The sequence below is a fragment of the Prosthecobacter sp. Pr1 genome, assembly GCF_057652315.1.
The window spans coordinates 64,553-82,426 of sequence record NZ_JBYFBS010000026.1 but is presented as its reverse complement, the minus strand read 5'-3'; the positions used below and the strand labels follow the sequence as shown (position 1 = coordinate 82,426).

Genomic DNA, 17,874 nt, shown 5'->3' with positions numbered 1-17,874 from the left:
GCATCCCAGAGCTTGAGGGTGCCATCATCTGAAGCTGAAACCCAGGCGGTCCCGCGCGGATTCCAGGCGCAGGCGGTGACCGCAGCGCGATGCCCGGTATATATCTTGGATGATACATGTCCTCGCGAGGCACGAGGACCCGGGGCAAGACCCAGCCCCGCAGTCTCGACCTGCAGCAGCTCCGCCACCTCCAGCGTTTCCCTTTCGACAGTGGCCCCCAGCAGCGTCCCTCCCCGCCATTCCAATCCCGCCAAGTCCACTTCCGCCAGCTTCGCACGAGAGGCGTTCACACGCTGGAATAACGCCTGCCGCGCTTCGAGTCCGCTTAGATCGGCGTCGCTGACATCCACGAACGTAACACGGGCACGATTGAGCTGTAGGCCACGCAGATTGGCCCCACGCAGGTTCAGCGGTTGGTCCTTGCTGCGGCCCGTGAGGTGCCATTCGTCTAGATCCGCCCCGGCCAGATTCACCTGCTGCGGCTGTGGCTCAGGATGATCATGGCGAATGGCTTCCAGCCAGTACTTGAAGGCCAGCCGCGCCGCATTCAGGCACCCGCCACCGAGAATGCGCCCCAGCGATGCGATGGCCGCATCAGAACCACCCACCGCCAAAATCTGCCCCAAAAAATCCAGCGTCTCCAGCGAGACCATCGGCAGATTCCATTCTGCGTACATTCTGTCCATCAATGCTCGGGCAAGGTGGCTGGCCAGAAAGTATTCCTGCAAAGATGTGTGGGCGAAGCGGAAGTATTTCGCCTCCGTATCCGGCCGCAGCACGAAGGTGGCGGTGCGCAGGTCTTCCTTCAGCAAGGATCGATCTTTATTCGCATACGCCGAAGCGATGGCGGGATTTTGATGCAGAAACTCATCAAACCATTCCTCCAAACGGTCCACGTCCCACTGCTTTTCCCCGCTGCGCCAGAGGGCGGCGGCGAGGGCCTCCATGAGGCGACGCTTGTGCATGGCGTCGAGATGGTGCTTGCCGTCATCCCGGCTCAACCATGAGCGCACCACGAGATCGTACAATCGCGCGGCATTGACGGTCTCCCCGCGCATCTGCAGCGCCTCCAATTCACCCAGCCGCCCGCTGATGAGGCTCAGCAGGTAGGGCCTCTCGGCGAGATCACGCAGATTGTGAATGGAAGCGATGAGTTCAAAGGCCTCACCACCGCGTTTCTCATCACCAAGGAAGGATGTGAGGTAGCCACGAATCTGCGCCTCATCGAAGGGCAGCAAGCAGAACGCCGGATACTGGCTGCGGTCAATGCCCTCGCGGTCCTCACCCGTGAGCATAGCGTTCTGACTCCACACATCGCGGAAGTAGTGGCTGCGGCATGAGATGAGCAGTTTGCCAGACGGGGCCAGGGTGGCCCCGCTCCTAGGGAGCATGGCATCTGGCAGCACGGACCAGAGCGTGCGGATGAAGTCCCGCGCCCGGCTGGGGGTAAGGTGGACGATCTTTTCATCCAAACCATCAAAGATGATCAGCGCCCCCTCCTCGCGCACCAGCCGCAGCAGATCACCTGCCGTGACGCTGCGATCCGTGACACGCCAGGAACGTTGAATCACGCTGGTAAGCAACTCCTCAATGGTCGGCACCGTCTCGGGCTTGTCGCTCACATAGTCACGCAGATCAATGTAGATGGGCAGTGAGTATTTCGCCGGCTCCTTCAGGCGCTTCTCGATCAACTGCCGCGTGAACTGCTTCAGCGTGGTCGTCTTGCCAATGCCCACCTCTCCCAGCAGGGCAAAAAACGGCGAGCCTTCCTTCCGCACCGCCCAGGCCTCCAGTTCATCCAGCGCGTCCCGCGCCTCACCCAGATTCACCCGCGCCGGATCAATCGACTCCCGCTGAGAGAGCTGGTGCATGTAGCCCCGCGTGCGCTGGAAGTGCCGCGTCTCCTCCGGGGTGGGCATGTACCGCTGGAGATCGGGTGGTGATGCAGGCACTCCTGCCTGCACTTCGCACGTCTCCTCGTCTTCGCTGCAGGCAGGAGTGCCCGCATCATTTTTGGAACCGTCAGCGAAGGAGGCATCAAGACGCTTCTGGATGGCGAGGAAGAGCTGATGGACAAACTCCCGCTTCTTGGGTGTACCGGACATCTCCTCGTAAAAGCGTGCGCTGTCGTTCTTCCCCGGCAGGCGGAAGATCTGATGCTCCGCCAGTCCCAGCAAATCCTGATGCTGAAAGTCCACTTTGATCAGGCCCACGGGAAGGATGGGTTTTTTATCCTGCATGAAGTGAGGCAGCTCATGTTCTCGGATGTAGTCTCGCGTCAGAAACTTGGGGCCGATGAGCAGCAGTCCAAAGTCCGATGCCCGCAGGGCCTCTTGAATGCGTTCGTGCCAGCGATCTCCAACGGTGGTGTCCCGATCCATCCAAAGCTCGACTTCATAGCGTTTGGAGCAGCCAAACTGGTCTTTAAGTTCGGCCACCAAGCTGTCCGCCAGGTCTTTGTTGGCCCGGGCATACGAGACAAAAAAGCGGACGAAGATTTTCTTTCCCTCCATGGCTTTGCCCGTGGTGGCGATGCCTTTGGAAGGAATGAAGGGTTTTCCCTCAATGTCCGCCGTGGCCTGCTGGGAGAAGCGGGTGGCGCGCAGCACCGCCGCATCCGGTCCCGTGAACCACACTGCACGCTCTGTGGGCGGGCTCTTCTTCTGGGTATCGACCTTGAAGCTCAGGCCCAGAGCCTCACCGGCATCGTTGAGGCGGTTGCGCAAGCGGGTCAGATTGGCGAGGGCGGTCTGGGTGTCCTCGCCGGGGAATAGCTGGGTCAGCGCCTCGGACAGCCGGGTTTTCTCCGTGATGGAGAGCTTGAGCAGCCTCAGCATGCGGTCCCTGTCTGATTTCCCCAGCTCCTCCAACCAAGGTTTCGCTGCTTCCCGGAGGGAATCACCAAAGAGGATCACGGGCGTGCTCATTTGGAGGGATAGTGCCTTTTATTGGATGTTTGGCAAATTTTTTGGAGGATTGTGGCCTACTTTTGGATGAATTGACAGCCGGCTTAGCCACAAAAAAGGCGGCCCGCTAGGTGCGGGCCGCCTCGAATTCGATGCTTTTGGGAGGATTAACCCGCCTCAGCAGCCGTCGTCTTGGCTTCGGCCAGCTTGGCGGCACGTTCAGCCAGTTCGATGTGGAACTGCTCCGGCGTCGGTGCCTCACCCGTGGTGCGGGTGCGGGCGAACCAGTCGGCGAAGATCTCACCATCCTTGCGCTCCGCTTTGAAAGCTTCCAGGAAGGCGCGCACCTTCACCGGCACTTCTTCACCGAGAACGGTCTTGTACTCCAGGCCGGCGAGGCGGTTGCCGCGGATGCTGCCACCCACAAACATCGCGTACTTGTTCGGCGAGCGACCCACAAAGCCGAAGTCGGCGTTGTAAGGGCGGCCGCAGCCGTTCGGGCAGCCCGTCATGCGGAAGAGGATCGGCTCGTCTTCGAGACCCAGTTCACGCAGAGCTTCGTCGATCTTGTCCATGAAGCCCGGCAGCACACGCTCGGACTCGCTCAGTGCCAGGCCGCAGGTCGGCAGGGCCACGCAGGCGTGGGCCACCTTGCGGGCGCGGGTCATGCCGTCCGCGTGGATGACTCCATGCTTGGCCAGGATGGCATCCACGGCGTCCTTTTGATCGTGCGCCACGTCGGCAATGATCATGTTCGTGTTCGGCGTCACGATCAGCGGCAGGTCCAGCGTCTTGCAGAGCTCCACAAAGGCGCTGCGGTAGTGCGGGCCGTTTTCACGGTCCACAATGCGGCCCATGCTCACATGCACGGCGCAGTAGAGCTTGCCGTCACCCTGCTCATGCCAGCCGAGCTTGTCCTCGACGCTGTCAAAGTTCAGCTCCTTCGGCGGGAAAGTTTCGATGCCCGGCAGGCGGCGCACCACTTCGGCGCGGAAGCCGTCGAGGCCCATCGTCTGCACGGTGTACTTAAGACGGGCGTTTTTGCGCTCGGTGCGGTTGCCGTGGTCACGCTGCGTGGTCACGACGGCTTCGATGGCATCCACCACGTTCGCACGCTTCGCATACAGCAGCGGCTGGCCCAGGAAGGGGCGGGTGCTGAGCTGGCCGTGGCTCATGCCAAAGCCACCACCCACGGTGATCGTGTAGCCTTCCACGGCACCGTCCACCACGTGCGGCACGAGGCCCACGTCCTGGGAGAAGATGTCCGCATCGTTGCAGGGCTGGATGGCCACGCCGATCTTGAATTTACGCGGCAGATAAACCTTGCCGTAGATCGGGTCATCACCTTCAGGGGCCTTTGTCACCTCACGCACGGCAGGATTCACCTCTGGATCTTGGATCCAATTGGGCTCCAGCTTCTCGCCGTCGAGCCAGATGTCCGCATAGGCCGAACTCCGCCACAGGAAGCGCTGGCTGATTTCCTCCGTAAGCTTCTGAGTATCAGCGTGCACGGCGTCCTTGATTGGAGCCGCCGGTCCCATGGTGTTGCGCACCACGTCGCCGCAGGCACCCATGGTGCTGAGGCCGCTGTGGCAGACATTGGAAATGACTTCCTTCAGGCCACCCTTGAGCACGCCGTGGAGCTGGATGCCCTGGCGGTTGGTCAGGCGCATGTTGCCAAAGGCCTTGGTGCACAGGTCGTCATGGATCATCCACTGCTTCGCGGTGATGCGGCCGCCCGGCATCTTGCTGCGGATCATGAAGCTCCAGGCCTTGTCCAGCTTCGCCTTGGTGCGTTCGGCGCGCACATCGCGGTCATCCTGCTGGTAGGAGCCGTGGTGCTTGAGCAGGATGTTGGAGTCCTCCGGGATGTTCGGGGTGCTGGTATCAGCGAACTGCTCGGCCAGCTGGCCACGGAGGCCTGCTGAGGCGAGTTTGATGTCTTCGACGGAGGCTTTGCTCATAAAGGGTGGTTTGGGGGCTTTCAGTCTCGGCTAGGATACTTTGAATGCAAGCCTTGAGGCCAGGCCGTCATTCTGAAAATCATGGTAGGGGATGCGTGACAAACGGGATTGAATAGGATTACATTCTCTTTGGAAATGAGCAGGCACCCTACTCGCATTCTTCCAGTGACAGCCGCCATGCTCTTGCTGCTGGGCGGCTGTGTCAAAAAAACCGAGTACGATGCTCTGCAGATCGAGAATCAGACCCTGCAGACCCGTGTCGATGAGACCAACCATCTCCTGGAGCAATCACAAGCAGATTTGTCCTCCCTGCAGGCACAGATGCAGCAATTTGCGGCGGTACAGACCACTCTGAAAAAGACCCAGCTGGAGCTCTCCCAGACGCAGGAGGAGCTCAAGGCTCTCAAAGCTCAGTTTGACCGTTTCCGCACCCAGCGCCGCAGCGCCATGGTGGGCAGGAAGTTTCCCGTGCTGAGCCTGGACGATGGCAAAGTCCTGCGCGACGCCGAGATCACCGCCGTCAGCGCCGAGGATGTTTCCCTCCGGCACGCCGATGGCTTGGTCAGAGTCGCCTTCGCGAAAACCACCCCGGACCTCCGCTGGGAGGCCTGCTACGATCCGCAGGAGGCCGCAGAAAAAGCCCGCGAGAAAATGCAGCTCCAAGCCCGCGAAATGGAGTCACGGCTGGCTCGTGAGCAGGCCAGTCCGCCCCAGACTCCCGCTCCATCCCGCAATGTGGTGGATATTCTCCGCTCTCAGCTTGCCGCACAACGTCTGGCCTTGAACGCAGACTATCACGCGCTCGCCGCCAAGAACCCCGGCGCCATGCGCGGCGTGTTGTGGAATTCCTCCCAGCCGGAGGCCAGCCCCTTGCTCAATACCCTTTCCGGCAGCCGCGCTGTGCTGGGCATCAGCCGCCTGCAGGCCCAGCGCGACGCTATTCTGGCCACCCTGCAGCAGCTGCGTCAGCTCGACCCCTCCGCTCGCTGAACGCACGGAATCCATAAATTAATCTAGGCAAACCGCCCGTTTGATCGTTCCATGTCGCACTCAACCATGAAATTCAGCCTTCTCTTCGCTCTTGTCCTGACCACCACCGCTGCTTCTGCGGTCGATTACAAAACGCAGATCGCCCCCATCTTCCGCACCAAGTGCTATGCCTGCCACAGCACCACCAAGAAGGTCAAAGGCAAGCTCGCCCTCGATGATGACAAGCTGCCCGAGCAGATCGGTGCCGGAAAAAACATCATTCCCGGCGAAGCCATGAAGAGCACGATGTTCATCAACTGCACACTGCCAGATGACGATGCCGACGTGATGCCTCCGGAAGGCAAGAACAAACTCACCGCTGCCGAACTCGACCTTTTCAAAGCCTGGATCACCGAAGGCGCCAGCCTCACCGGCGGTGGCGCAGCGCCCGCAGCCGTACCTTCGGCCGCCATGCCTGCAGCAGCCGGCGGCGTCCTCAAATGGACCAACACCGAAGGCAAGACCATCGAGGCCGAATTCGCAGGACTTCAAGGCGACAGCGTACTCCTCAAAATTCCCTCCACCGGCGTCACGCACATTCTGGCACTCAGCAAGCTCTCTGCCGAAAGCCAGGCCCAGGCCAAAGCCGCAGTGAAATAATCATGAAGCGCGCAGGGTGCATCGCCGCATTCAGTCTCTCGCTGCTCAGCGGCGCGGCAGTGGCGGAGATGCGTTCCTGGACGAATACCAGCGGCCAGATCATCGAGGCCGAAATGGTCGGCGTGAATGTCGCCCAGCGTGCGGTCAAAGTCCGCCTGAAGAGCGGCGCGGACTTTGAGATCGCCATCGACAATCTCAGTCCCCCTGACAAGGCCTATGCCAAGGACCATTGGCTGGCCATGCAGAATGCTCCGGTAAGCACCGCCCCCGGTGGCCTTTCGGAAGCCTCTCTCAAAAGCCTCCCCGAATCTTACCGCGCCCGCTTTCTGCCCGCCACTCGACTGGAGGCCATCCGCCGCGGCGGAGGCACTCCAGAGATGGATGCAGCGGTGGTGACCTCCCTGAATCTGTTTAAAATCAGCCAGAACCCCGACGGCTCATGGGGCCGCAGCAACAAAGGCGCGATGACCGGCTTCGTGCTCCAGTGTTTCCTTGGCCACGGTGAGACACCCGATTCTCCCGAGTATGGAGACTCTGTGGTGAAAGCGTTGCTCTATTTGATCACCCTCGCCAAACAGAACCCCAGCGGCATTTTTAGCGAAAAATGGCAGGGGCAGGGTGGTGGCGGAGCTGGAACCTACGAGCATGCCATTGCCACCGTTGCCGTTGGCGAAGCCTATATCACGGCCCGCTTGGGTTCAAAAAGCCTTCCTGGACTGCGAGAGTCCTTTGATACAGCCATGAAGACAATCATCAGCCAGCAGACCAGTCGCGGCTCCTGGACCTACGGCGGCGAAACCATCGTTTACAATCCAGGCAGCGGTTCAGATCTGTCTTTGGCCAACTGGCATTTCCAGGCGCTCAATGTCGCCAAGGCCACCAGCTTGAAGATCGACGGGCTGGAGTCCTGCATCAAAAAAGCGCTGTCCTACATCGACTCCGTTCAAACCAAGGACGGTGGCTTCGGCGGTGCCAGCCGCGAAGCACATTACAACCAATGGAGCCTCAGTGGTGGCGCTGCGGCAGGCCATCTCATGCTTGCTGGAAAAAGCACACCAGCCGCTAAAAAAGGCGTCAAATTCATCTCAGGCTTCCTCCAGGCCGAGCCCCCGGATTGGGAAAAAAACTGCAATCTCTACTGCTGGCATGGCTATAGCAATGCGCTCTTCCTCAATGGCGGGGCCGAGTGGACGACCTTCGCCTCGCAGGTCATGCCGCAAATCCTCGCAGCCCAGCAGCCGGACGGCTCCTTCAAACGCGGCCGTCCCAACTGGCCTGCCGGCGATGCCGCAGATGCCACGTATCGTCAGGCGCTCTGCACCTTGATTCTCGAAACCTTCTACCGCTGAGCCTGGAGGCACATTCAGGCCAGGACAAACATCGTCTCCGCCACCCGCTGCCCATTCACCTGCAACTCCACTCGGTGCCTGCCTGAGTAGTGTTTCCGCGTCGTGAAATCGCGCACCACCTGCGATTTGACGAGTTCGATTTCAGCGTGCGCTGGAAGGTCGATCTCGGTCCACTTGAAAACCTTCTCCGCGCTGCCTCCGCTGGCTTTGACGTAATGCACCACGTAATCGATCGCGAGTCGCTGCGAACGGCTTGAGGTGGAAGTGAGCGCAGCCGTCAACGTAAGCCGCTGCCCAAGTTCCAGGCGTGAAGGAGAAGCCGCCAGCTTTGCCGTGACCTCCGCCTTTTTGCCAAAGCCAAAGAGCTTCAGCGCACGCGGATGCCCGCGCTTGATCAGCGTGCGGCACGCATGCTTCGCGATCCACTTCAGGTGCTCGCGTTCAAGATCCCACGCTTCGAGCCGCTGCAAAACATAGTCGTGATGATCCTTCGTGATGTCATTCAAATGATTGGCCACCGATCGTCTCACAAACAGCGAGTCATCATCCTTCAGCGCCTCCAGAATCTTCGCCGTCGGCTCGGGGTCGCGCACCAGCGCCTGCAAACGCATGCCCCAGGGCAGGCGCGGCCGTGATCCCTCGCTGGCGAGGCGGCGCACCTTATCATCCGGGTCAGCCGTCCATTCGTGCATCATTTGCAACGCACGTTTTTGATCCGCCAGAATGAACGGTCGCACCGCAAACTCCGCCGAGCCAAAGACCGTGAAAAACCTCAACGCCTCCATGGAGAAATCGAAATCATCAAGGCCGTACGTCGCCACGAAATCGCCGAGAAAGATCGTCACGAATTCATGGCCGATGCGCGGCGCCAGCTTCTGCAGCGCGCGGACCTTTTGCTGATACGTCCCCGGCAGCGCCGCATCCACCGCCACCGCGCACTGATGCACCCGCTGCATCAGGCTGCGGGCTTCAAGTCCATCCAGCACAGTCTTCATGAAATCATCCGCACGAAATTTCGGCGCGATGCTGGCGAGTTCCTTGGCGATGGCCCGATAGCGGGTGGCATCAAACCATTCTTTGAGCTGTGGCGGAGGGGAGGGTTCAGGAGGCATGATCAGCGGCAGCGCATGTGGGTCAGATTGGTTGGTTGCACGTTGGCGGCTTCTCGCCCAAATCGCAAGGATGCCTGCAACTTCCCGCCGCCTCCACGCCTTCACCGAATCCGTCATTCGCGCGATGACGCGCCTCTCCAATCAGCACGGCGCGATCAATCTTTCCCAAGGCTTTCCCGACTTCAATCCACCGGAGGAACTCCTCGCCGCATTGGAACACGCCACCCGCGGCCCCTTCCATCAATACGCCGTGACCTGGGGCGCGCCGCGCTTCCGCCAGGCGCTCGCCAAAAAGATCACCCACTTCTCCGGCACCCCCGTCGATCCAGATCAAAACCTCGTCGTCACCTGCGGCAGCACGGAGGCCATGATGTGCGCCATGATGACCTGCTGCGAGCCCGGGGACAAAGTCATCGTCTTCTCACCCTTCTACGAAAACTACGCCGCAGACGCCATCCTCTCCGGGGCCGAACCCATCTACGTGCCCCTCCGCCCGCCGCAGTTCGGCTTTGATCCCGATGAGCTCGCCCGCGCCTTTGCGCAGGGGGCAAAAGCCATCATCGTCTGCAATCCCTCCAATCCCACCGGCAAAGTCTTCACCCGTGCCGAGTTGCAGATGATCCTCGATCTTGCCGAAAAGCACGATGCCTTCGTCATCACCGACGAGCCCTACGAGCACATCGTCTACGCACCGCATGAGCACGTATACATGCACTCCCTTCCCGGCGCAGCGGAGCGCGTCATCGTGTGCAATTCACTCTCCAAAACCTACTCCATCACCGGCTGGCGCCTCGGCTACGTGCAGGCCGCGCCGCACATCATCGCGCAGGCGCGCAAGGTGCACGACTTCCTCACCGTCGGTGCCGCAGCACCCTTGCAGGAGGCCGCCGTCGCCGGACTCGAACTGCCTGACAGCTACTACCACGGCCTGCGCGATCTCTACACCGAGAAGCGGGACATCTTCCTCAATCACCTCCGCGCCACCGGCCTCCCATTCACCGAGCCCCACGGCGCATACTACGTCCTCATGGACATCTCATCCCTCGGCTTCCCCACCGACACCGAAGCCGCCGAATGGTTCGTCCGCGAAGTCGGCGTCGCCGGCGTCCCCGGCTCCAGTTTCTTCCGCGAACCCGAACACCGCTTCATCCGCTTCCATTACGCCAAGCAGCTTGAGACGCTCAACGCGGCAGGAGAAAAACTGCTGCGTGTGAAGCAGGGGCGGTGAGGGGACCTTCAACAGGTCAAAGATTCGCCGCATACGCCTGCAGTTCACGATACTCCACCAGAATCCTCTTCACCGCCGCCACCGCCGCTTTCACCTGCGCGTCCATCGGCGCCAGCGCAGGCGTCTCAAACACAATCTCCAGCGCATGCGGCCGCTGCTCTGGCGGCGCGCTGAGGATGCCGAGATAGCCTTCCTTGATGATGCCACGTGAGGCCAGGAAGCCATCGATGATGTGCTGCTCGTTGCGCGGCAAAAACTCACTCGCGGCCTGCAGCGCAGGTTCCAGCAGATGCTCGCTCAGCAGCGCACCGCTGACGAATCCATAGCAGCCGTCAGACGTGTCATCAGAGTGCAGCGAGATGATCCCGTCATAGCGCTCACGCCGCAGCTCAGCTTCCAAATAGACGACCTCCGGCTCAGTGGAGCCAAACCAAAACTCACGGTTCAAATCCAGCCCGCTGTGGCTGTGCCTTGTGCCCAGCGTTCGCCCTGAGGGATTGCAGATCGGGAAGAAATGCAGCTCATAGTCATGCAGTTCCTCCGGCCTCTCAGCAGCCCACTCGATGAGTTCATGCGTGGCCAGCGTGCCCGCCTCTTCATCCCCATGAATGCCGGCGAAGATGCCGATCTTGATGCCATGGCCCGTCTTCACGGGCTTGCTGACACTCTTCGGGAGGAAGCTGCCTGGTTCTCTGGAATCCATTTCAATCATCAGTCATGAGGCCGGAAGCGCATGGTCCACGCTGAATCGCATGCCTGCCCGCGACCTGCAAATGGGATGAAAGCGTCAGGGTTTCAAGCGCTGACTTCCATCATCATCCAGTACCCCAGTCATCGGCCGTCCGGCATGGCCTGCTGAAATTTCAACATCACGCTTGACGAATCGCCAAAGGTGTTGAAAAATCAACACTCATGTGGGACGAAAAACATTCCAATGAGTTGAGCCGCCGCGAGCGGCAGGTGATTGAAATCATGATGAAGCACGAACGGGTTTCCGCTCGTGAGATCGAGGAAAAGCTGCCGGACGCGCCGACTTACTCGGCGGTAAGATCGATTTTGCGCCTGCTCGTCGAAAGAGACCTGCTGGTGAAGACCCAGGAAAACGGAAGGGATTGGTTCTCGCTTCCTGTCTCGACCAAGAAGGCCAGGGCGGGCGTGCTGACGCGAATGGTGAATCAGCTGTTCGACAATTCTGTCGGCGAGGCCGCACTGGCCCTTCTCGGACAGCGAAATGTGAAACTCAGCGCTGAAGAGGCGCAAAAGCTTATTCAACTCATCGAGGAGGCACGCAAGCCATGAACACTTTCATCAATCATGCTCTGCTGACGCTGTCTCTGCATAAAGGTCTGGCTCTCCTCGTTTCCGCCTTCATCACCAGCGCTGCAGTCTTCTGCGTGGCAGCGGCGGCTGCCATGGGGCTGCGACACCGCTCCGCCCGGTCACGCAGCGCGGTTTGGCGGCTGGGTGTCGTGGCGCTGTTGATTGTCGGCGCATGGAGGCTGATGCCCGATCTGACGCCGCCAGTGGCTGTCATGGAATGGCAGGTGGACGTGACTCCGGCGCTTCAGCTCGAAACGACCGTGGTGGAACTGCCGCTCTTCGAACTTCCGGAGAAAAGTGCATGGGAAAAGATCGCAGATGGTTTTGACAGATGGGCGGTGTGTTTCTGGCTGGGCATGGCGGCACTGTGGTTCTGTCTCCGTGTAGTTGGGGTGTTGTTGGGTCTGCGTGCCCTCAGCCGGCGCTGCAGTGCCGCATCGCGAATGATGCAGAAAATCGGCAGCGAAGCCGGACTGCCAGACGGGACGGCATATCGGTTGGCGAGTGAGCTGACGTCACCCATGCTCACAGGCTGGCGCAAACCCGTCATCTGGCTGCCCGCCGAATCCGCCTCGTGGGATGAGAGCCGCCTTAGCGCAGTGCTTCGACACGAGGCCGCGCACTGGCAGCGCGGTGATTGGCTGTGGCAGTGGCTCTCTCAGGCCGTGCTCTGCCTCTGGTGGTGGCAGCCACTGGCCTGGCTGGCGCGGAAACAACTTCGCATCGAAACAGAGCACGCGGCGGATGACCTGGCTGTGAGCGACGCCGAGCATGCGCCGGAGTATGCACGCACTCTCGTCGAAATCGCCGCAGGCCTGCCCTCACGCATGAAAAGCGGTCTCGGCGTGACCATGTTCGGCAACGACGGTGTGAAGCAGCGCGTGCAGGCCCTCATCAAGACAAACCGCTGGCGCGGTCGCATTGGCATGGGCGCTCTGAGCGTGCTTGCAGTCGTCGTTGTTTTGCTGGCAGTGCTCGCCGCCACCAAGGTGGACTTCGTGCCCCAGCCGCCGCTGTATCGCAGCACGGCAAAGCTCGTCTCGGGTCCAAATATGGGGGCGACTGAATCCCCCCAATGGCAGGAGCAAAGGCAGGACTTTTACGGCACGATCATCGAAACGCTCGAAAGCACGGAGATGCAGCGCAGAGCAGTTGAGCGAGTGCGCGCTTTGCATCCTGATATGACGGATCACAAAGTGGAGGTCCACGCATCCCAGACCAAGGGCAGCGGCATCATTCAAGTCATGGGGACGGGTGATGATGCGAAGTATGCCCGGATTTATATCGACGCGTTGCTGGATGAGTTCATCGCCTTCCGCCAAAGTGTTCGGGAGCAGACGCAAGGCAAAGTTCTAAACAGGTTCATGCAGGAGACAGTGACAAAGCGGAAGGAGATGGAGGATAAAATCCAAGCCCTGGAAAGTTTTCAGCGCGAAAACAACCTTCTTGTCATCACCAATGGCAACAACAAGGCGGCGGTTCTCCTCACGTCTCTCGAATCACAGCGTGAGCAGGCTCACACCGAAATCATGGATCTGGAACTCACCCAGATGAACATCTCGCCTTCCAATCTGGCGCAAAGCAAGGTGGTGAATCGCAATTTTCAGGGCGGCAATTTGTCAGAGATGGAGCAAATTTATATCAAGACGCAGGGCGAGCTTTTTGTGCTGAGAAATGATAGGGACTACCTGCTGAAGAGCCACAAGGCGGACCATCCCGAGGTCATGGCTGTCGATGAAAAAATAGCCAAGGCTAAGCATCTGCTCGATTCAGCTTCACAAGAAATCCAGCAGGACATGCAGTCACGAATCGTCTCATTGAAGCGCAAAGTGGAAGTCATCGACATAAAAATCGAGGAGCAGCGGGCCGTTGCTTTGGATCTGGGATCCAAAATCGCGAATCATCACAAACTCAAAGGTCAGGCTGATGCGGCACAGCAGGCCTATCAAAAGCTATTTGAGCGTTCGGAAACTTTCCAGGCAATGGCTGTCAATCAGTCCGATTACGTCACCATCATGGAGCGTGCCTCACCCGCCACCGCCCAGACCACCAGCAGCATGCTCCCCATCTGGAAGCTGTGGACGCCGGAGAAAAAAGCTGAAAAACAGATGGATGTGAAGAAAGCCAGAACGGCGCAGGCCACCGTGAAATGAACCATGCCTCCGAAGCTGGTTCAAGCGGGTGGCTCAGGCCTGACTCAGGAAGATGGAAACTTTGTTGAAACCCAGCCTCGGGCTGCGTTTGTTCCGTCCTGCTTTTTACCCATCCATGAGACTCCTCTCACTTACCACCCTACTCGCTGCGCTGGCATGTACTGCCCGCGCTGAACTCAAACTCCCCGCCATCATTGGCGACAACATGGTCCTGCAGCAAAAGCAGACCAATCCGCTCTGGGGCTGGGATGCTCCCGGCACCGAAGTGACCGTGAAATTTGGAGACCAAACCAAGACCACCAAGGCCGGCGCCGATGGCAAATGGACCGTGAAACTCGATCCCGTGCCCGCCAACGCGAAACCCGCCACGATTTCGATCAAAGGCACCACCGCCAAGGAGCTCAAAAACGTGCTCGTCGGCGAGGTGTGGATCTGCTCCGGCCAGTCCAACATGCAGTGGAATGTCGGTTCCAGCTGGGACGCCGATCTGGAGATCGCCACCGCGAAGTATCCGAACATCCGCCTCATCACGGTGCCAAACGTAGGCATTCAGGAGCCGCAAAAGGACTTCAAGGGGGAGTGGAAAGAATGCTCGCCTGCAACCGTCGGCGGCTTCAGCGCCGTCGGCTTCTTCTATGGCCGCGTCCTGCACAACATGCTCGATGTGCCCGTGGGTCTGATCAACAACGCCTGGGGCGGCAGTGCTGCCGAGGCATGGGTGAATCGCGGCGAACTCGAAAAAGACGCACGCTTCAAGCTGCTGATGGAAAACACGAAGAAGAACGAGGCCTTCCTCACTTCCCCCGCAGCCAAGACCAAGTATGACGCCGATCTCGCCAACTGGAAGAAGCAGGCGGATGAAGCCAGGAAAGCCGGCAAACCCTTCACCGCCCGCGCTCCTGCCCCACCTGATGCCTGGCTGCGCGGCAATGCCCGCCCCGGCAACATCTACAACGGCGCACTCCTCCCCACCATCGGCTATGGCATCAAAGGAGCCATCTGGTATCAGGGCGAAAGCAATGCCGGACGTGCCTACGAGTACGCCAGCCTCTTCCCCTTCATGATCCAGAACTGGCGCAATGAATGGAAGCAGGGAGATTTCCCCTTCTACTGGGTGCAGCTGGCTGACTTCATGGGCGAAAAAACCGACGCCGGGCAGGCCACGGCCAGCCAATGGGCCGAGCTGCGCGAGAGCCAGACGAAAACCCAGAACGCCATCAAAAACGGTGGCCAGGCCGTCATCATCGACCTCGGTGAGGCCAATGACATTCATCCCAAAAACAAGCGTGATGTGGCCGAGCGTCTCGCCCGACTGGCGCTGGTGAAGGACTATGGCATGAAGCTGCCTTATCGCAGCCCCGAGTTCAAAGCCGCCGAGTTCGCAGGAGACAAAGTCATCGTGACCCTCGACACCTTCGGCAGCAGCCTGCGCACGGTGGATGTTCCGGAAGTGAAGGGCTTCGTGGTCTGCGGCGAAGACAAAAAATGGGTCTGGGCCCAGGCGAAAATCACCGGCAAAGACAAGCTCGAAGTCAGCGCCAAGGGCGTCGCCAAACCCGTGGCCGTCCGCTACGCATGGTCCGACAATCCTGTCTGCAATCTCTACAGCATCGACGGCCTGCCAGTGACACCCTTCCGCAGCGACGACTTCGAAATGCTCACCAAGCCGAAGCAGTAACAGACAGGCTTCGCCCACCGCGAGGTAGGGCGGCTTGTCCTCAAGCCGCCTCCGAGCGTCTCCACGCTCCCTTTCCGTAAATCTGTAACGGAAAACGCTATCACATGATTCACGGAGTCCCCCGGCCTCACAGCCGGGGGATTCTTATTTTTGGGTCACGGCAGACCACACGGCACGAAACGGCCAGGAGATCACAGAAAAGACAGCCCCGACCACACCAGAAATCAATCGCGCAGGCAGCAGCAGCAGGCGCATCACCGGGCGCACCACGCCTTTGACCGCCGCGTTTTTCTCATACGCCAGGTGCACCAGAATGATTCCAATGATGCCGGCAAATTTAACCGCCTTCGCAATGTGGTAATGCCCGCCCGCCTCGCTGATAAGGCTGACACCACCGATTTCGACGACCTGTTTGACGCTCTGGTCCCAAAAAAGTTCCAGCCCCAGCAGCAGACCCACAAAGCCCACCAGCAGAAATGCCGTGTGCTCCAGCCAGGGCTGCCGCGCCAGCAGCTTGATGCAGTAACCGGCCACCAGTCGCAGCGTGATGATGCCGAGTGTCACACCAACATAAACCAGCACCTTGCTGTCGCGTGCGAAGGCCACGGCGGCGACCACGTTGTCAAAGCTCAGGCTCAGATCGAGAAAAGCGATCATCGCAATCGTTTTGCCAAAGCTGTGCTGGGCTGCCTTCACCGTCCCGTCCTCATCACCTTCCTCCTGCTCCGCAAAATGCGCGCACATCAGCCACACGAGGTAGAGCGCACCCACCAGCATCAGCCAGTGGTTGTCCATGATGATGCTGGCGGTCAGCAGCGCCACGATGCGAAAACCATAGGCGCCGATGTAGCCGATGTTCATCGCCATCTTGCGCTGCTTTTCATCCAGATGGGATGCCATCGCGGCGATCGCCAGCGCGTTGTCCACGGAGAGCAGACCCTCGATCAGGATCAGGGCGAGAACGACGGGCGCACCGTCTTTGATTGTGGTCCAGACGTCGGTGGCGGCGAGAAATTCGAATATCATCAGCCCGCAAGATGGCGGACGTGCCCCGGCTTTCCAGTACCATTTGGAGGCAAACAAAAAACACCCCGTTTCGGAATACGAAACGGGGTGTCAGCAGGGGAGACCTGAAAAGATCAGTTATGAGTAGGAGGACTCCACTCGGTGCGCCACATCCCGGTAGCCGTAGTCGGCGTTGTAGATTTCCTTCAGCGCGTCCAGGCTTCCCGCCTTGTCGCCCATTTTTTCCAGCACGTTGGCCAGCTCGTAGAGCACCTCTTTTTTGGTGGCGTCCATGACGAGAAGCTCCTTGGAGGCCTCCAGCAGCGAGGTTTTTGCCAGGTCGTTCATGTTTTTGCGCTCAAAGCAGCGTCCCAGCATGAGGATCGCCTTGATGCGCATGTTGGGGTTCGACTTCGCCTGCTGCAGCTCCGGCAGTGCCTCGCCATACATGCCTGCGTTGAAGTAGGCCTGGCCCAGTTCGTAGCGCAGTCCTTTGTCGGTCGGGTTGCGGTCCACACGGGTCTTCGCCTCGCTGATGACCACACTCGCACGCTGACGGCGGATTTCGGCCAGCTGCGCGCGTTTGTCGTCAATGTCGGGCGCATCAGGATCAGTTTCGATCTCGCGCTCATAATCCGCGATCTTCTGTTCCTGCACCTTGTCACGCAGGATTTCCACCTTGCGCTGCAGGGCCACGTCACCGGCGTTCAGAGTGAGGGCGTAATCGTAAAACATCAGCGCCGTATCGAGCTGGCCGAGGCGCTCATACAGATCCGACATGCGCTTGACGATGACGATGTTCCCTTGGTCGGCGTTGTATTGCTCGATAGTTTCTGCCAGGAACTGCTCCATCTGCTCCTGCGTCATGCCCTGGCGGCTGAGCATTTCCAGCTTGGCGGCCTCGCCGGAGTCCTTCATCGCATCCTTGAAGTTCGCGGAGCCCCAGCCCTGATTTTTGATGGAGCTTTGCGCGGCGGCGTTCTTTTCCCCCTGCTTGGCTTCCATGTCACGCGGATTGACCACGGAGATCAGGCGGTACACTTCAGCGGCCAGCTCCGGCTGCTGATGGGCCATGTAATGCTGCGCCAGCTTGTGCATGTGCTTGGTGTTCTCAGGATGCCCGGCGCGGATGGTCTCCAGGGCAAACGCGGCCAGCTCCGGGAAATTCATCTTCATCGCGATGTCATAGAGCTGCTCATTCGCGTTGAGGTTGAAGGGGTCCTTGCGGAACACGTTCTCTTCCATGTCTGCAATGGCTTCGGCCGGCTCTTTTTTGGAGCTTGGCTTGAGGCCGCCCAGACCAAAACTGAACTTCTTGCCGCCGCTGCCACCGGTGGCTTCGCCTTCAGCGCTGCGCAGCAGTTTCCGGCCGTCCAGAAATCCGACGTTGGCCGTCACGATGGGCAGCACCTGGTCGATCACATAATCCCAGTTTTTCCGCTCGGCGGAAATGAGGGCTTTTTTCCAAAGGGCTTGGTACTTGGGGTCGAGTTCTGCTTCCTGAACGATCATAATGCTGGGGGTTCTTGA

At 59.7% G+C, this 17,874-nt stretch carries 13 protein-coding genes; 7 read left to right on the top strand and 6 right to left on the bottom strand.

Annotation, left to right across the window (positions count from 1 at the left end; all coding sequences use genetic code 11):
* Both AC24GY_RS27015 and AC24GY_RS27010 read right to left on the bottom strand, forming a co-directional pair.
* Positions 1 to 2,927: TIR domain-containing protein (locus AC24GY_RS27015; protein WP_487689369.1), on the bottom strand; the 2,927-nt coding region annotated here is incomplete at its 3' end.
* Between the two features lie 146 nt (positions 2,928 to 3,073).
* The gene (locus tag AC24GY_RS27010) at positions 3,074 to 4,870 is read right to left on the bottom strand and encodes an NADPH-dependent assimilatory sulfite reductase hemoprotein subunit (protein WP_487689367.1); all 1,797 of its coding nucleotides are present in this window, start codon (positions 4,868 to 4,870) and stop codon (positions 3,074 to 3,076) included.
* Between the two features lie 177 nt (positions 4,871 to 5,047).
* On the opposite strand from AC24GY_RS27010, the gene AC24GY_RS27005 reads away from it, so the two are divergent.
* From AC24GY_RS27005 to AC24GY_RS26995, 3 genes are all read left to right on the top strand, one after another.
* Complete coding sequence (locus AC24GY_RS27005) at positions 5,048 to 5,860, top strand: CCDC113/CCDC96 family coiled-coil domain-containing protein (RefSeq protein ID WP_487689365.1); 813 nt, start codon at positions 5,048 to 5,050, stop codon at positions 5,858 to 5,860.
* A 66-nt stretch (positions 5,861 to 5,926) separates the two neighbouring features.
* On the top strand, positions 5,927 to 6,499 hold the full coding sequence (locus AC24GY_RS27000) for a c-type cytochrome domain-containing protein (RefSeq protein ID WP_487689363.1): 573 nt from the start codon (positions 5,927 to 5,929) through the stop codon (positions 6,497 to 6,499).
* Between the two features lie 2 nt (positions 6,500 to 6,501).
* On the top strand, positions 6,502 to 7,848 hold the full coding sequence (locus AC24GY_RS26995; RefSeq protein ID WP_487689361.1) for a prenyltransferase/squalene oxidase repeat-containing protein: 1,347 nt from the start codon (positions 6,502 to 6,504) through the stop codon (positions 7,846 to 7,848).
* Positions 7,849 to 7,862: 14 nt separating this feature from the next.
* Here AC24GY_RS26995 and AC24GY_RS26990 read toward each other — a convergent pair whose 3' ends face one another.
* Complete coding sequence (locus AC24GY_RS26990) at positions 7,863 to 8,960, bottom strand: DNA alkylation repair protein (RefSeq protein WP_487689359.1); 1,098 nt, start codon at positions 8,958 to 8,960, stop codon at positions 7,863 to 7,865.
* Positions 8,961 to 9,030: 70 nt separating this feature from the next.
* Here AC24GY_RS26990 and AC24GY_RS26985 point away from each other — a divergent pair, with 70 nt between their 5' ends.
* Positions 9,031 to 10,188 (top strand): pyridoxal phosphate-dependent aminotransferase, encoded by a 1,158-nt coding sequence (locus AC24GY_RS26985; RefSeq protein WP_487689357.1) that lies wholly within the window; start codon positions 9,031 to 9,033, stop codon positions 10,186 to 10,188.
* A 16-nt stretch (positions 10,189 to 10,204) separates the two neighbouring features.
* Here the strand turns inward: AC24GY_RS26985 and AC24GY_RS26980 are convergent, their stop codons facing one another.
* Positions 10,205 to 10,891 (bottom strand): M14 family metallopeptidase, encoded by a 687-nt coding sequence (locus AC24GY_RS26980; RefSeq protein WP_487689355.1) that lies wholly within the window; start codon positions 10,889 to 10,891, stop codon positions 10,205 to 10,207.
* 209 nt (positions 10,892 to 11,100) lie between these two features.
* Between AC24GY_RS26980 and AC24GY_RS26975 the strand changes: the two genes are divergently transcribed.
* The 3 genes from AC24GY_RS26975 (at position 11,101) to AC24GY_RS26965 (ending at position 15,339) form a co-directional block, all read left to right on the top strand.
* The gene (locus AC24GY_RS26975; protein ID WP_487689353.1) at positions 11,101 to 11,487 is read left to right on the top strand and encodes a BlaI/MecI/CopY family transcriptional regulator; all 387 of its coding nucleotides are present in this window, start codon (positions 11,101 to 11,103) and stop codon (positions 11,485 to 11,487) included.
* On the top strand, positions 11,484 to 13,661 hold the full coding sequence (locus tag AC24GY_RS26970; RefSeq protein WP_487689351.1) for a M56 family metallopeptidase: 2,178 nt from the start codon (positions 11,484 to 11,486) through the stop codon (positions 13,659 to 13,661). Before AC24GY_RS26975 ends, AC24GY_RS26970 begins: the two co-directional genes overlap by 4 nt.
* 115 nt (positions 13,662 to 13,776) lie before the next feature.
* A complete protein-coding gene (locus tag AC24GY_RS26965) occupies positions 13,777 to 15,339 on the top strand; it encodes a sialate O-acetylesterase (RefSeq protein WP_487689349.1) in 1,563 nt (520 codons plus the stop codon).
* A 144-nt stretch (positions 15,340 to 15,483) separates the two neighbouring features.
* Here the strand turns inward: AC24GY_RS26965 and AC24GY_RS26960 are convergent, their stop codons facing one another.
* Both AC24GY_RS26960 and AC24GY_RS26955 read right to left on the bottom strand, forming a co-directional pair.
* Positions 15,484 to 16,365: a TerC family protein gene (locus AC24GY_RS26960; RefSeq protein WP_487689347.1), complete on the bottom strand. Its 882-nt coding sequence runs from the start codon at positions 16,363 to 16,365 to the stop codon at positions 15,484 to 15,486.
* A gap of 117 nt (positions 16,366 to 16,482) precedes the next feature.
* Positions 16,483 to 17,856, bottom strand: coding sequence for a tetratricopeptide repeat protein (locus AC24GY_RS26955; RefSeq protein ID WP_422319645.1), 1,374 nt, complete (start codon positions 17,854 to 17,856; stop codon positions 16,483 to 16,485).
* Positions 17,857 to 17,874 lie beyond the last annotated feature (18 nt).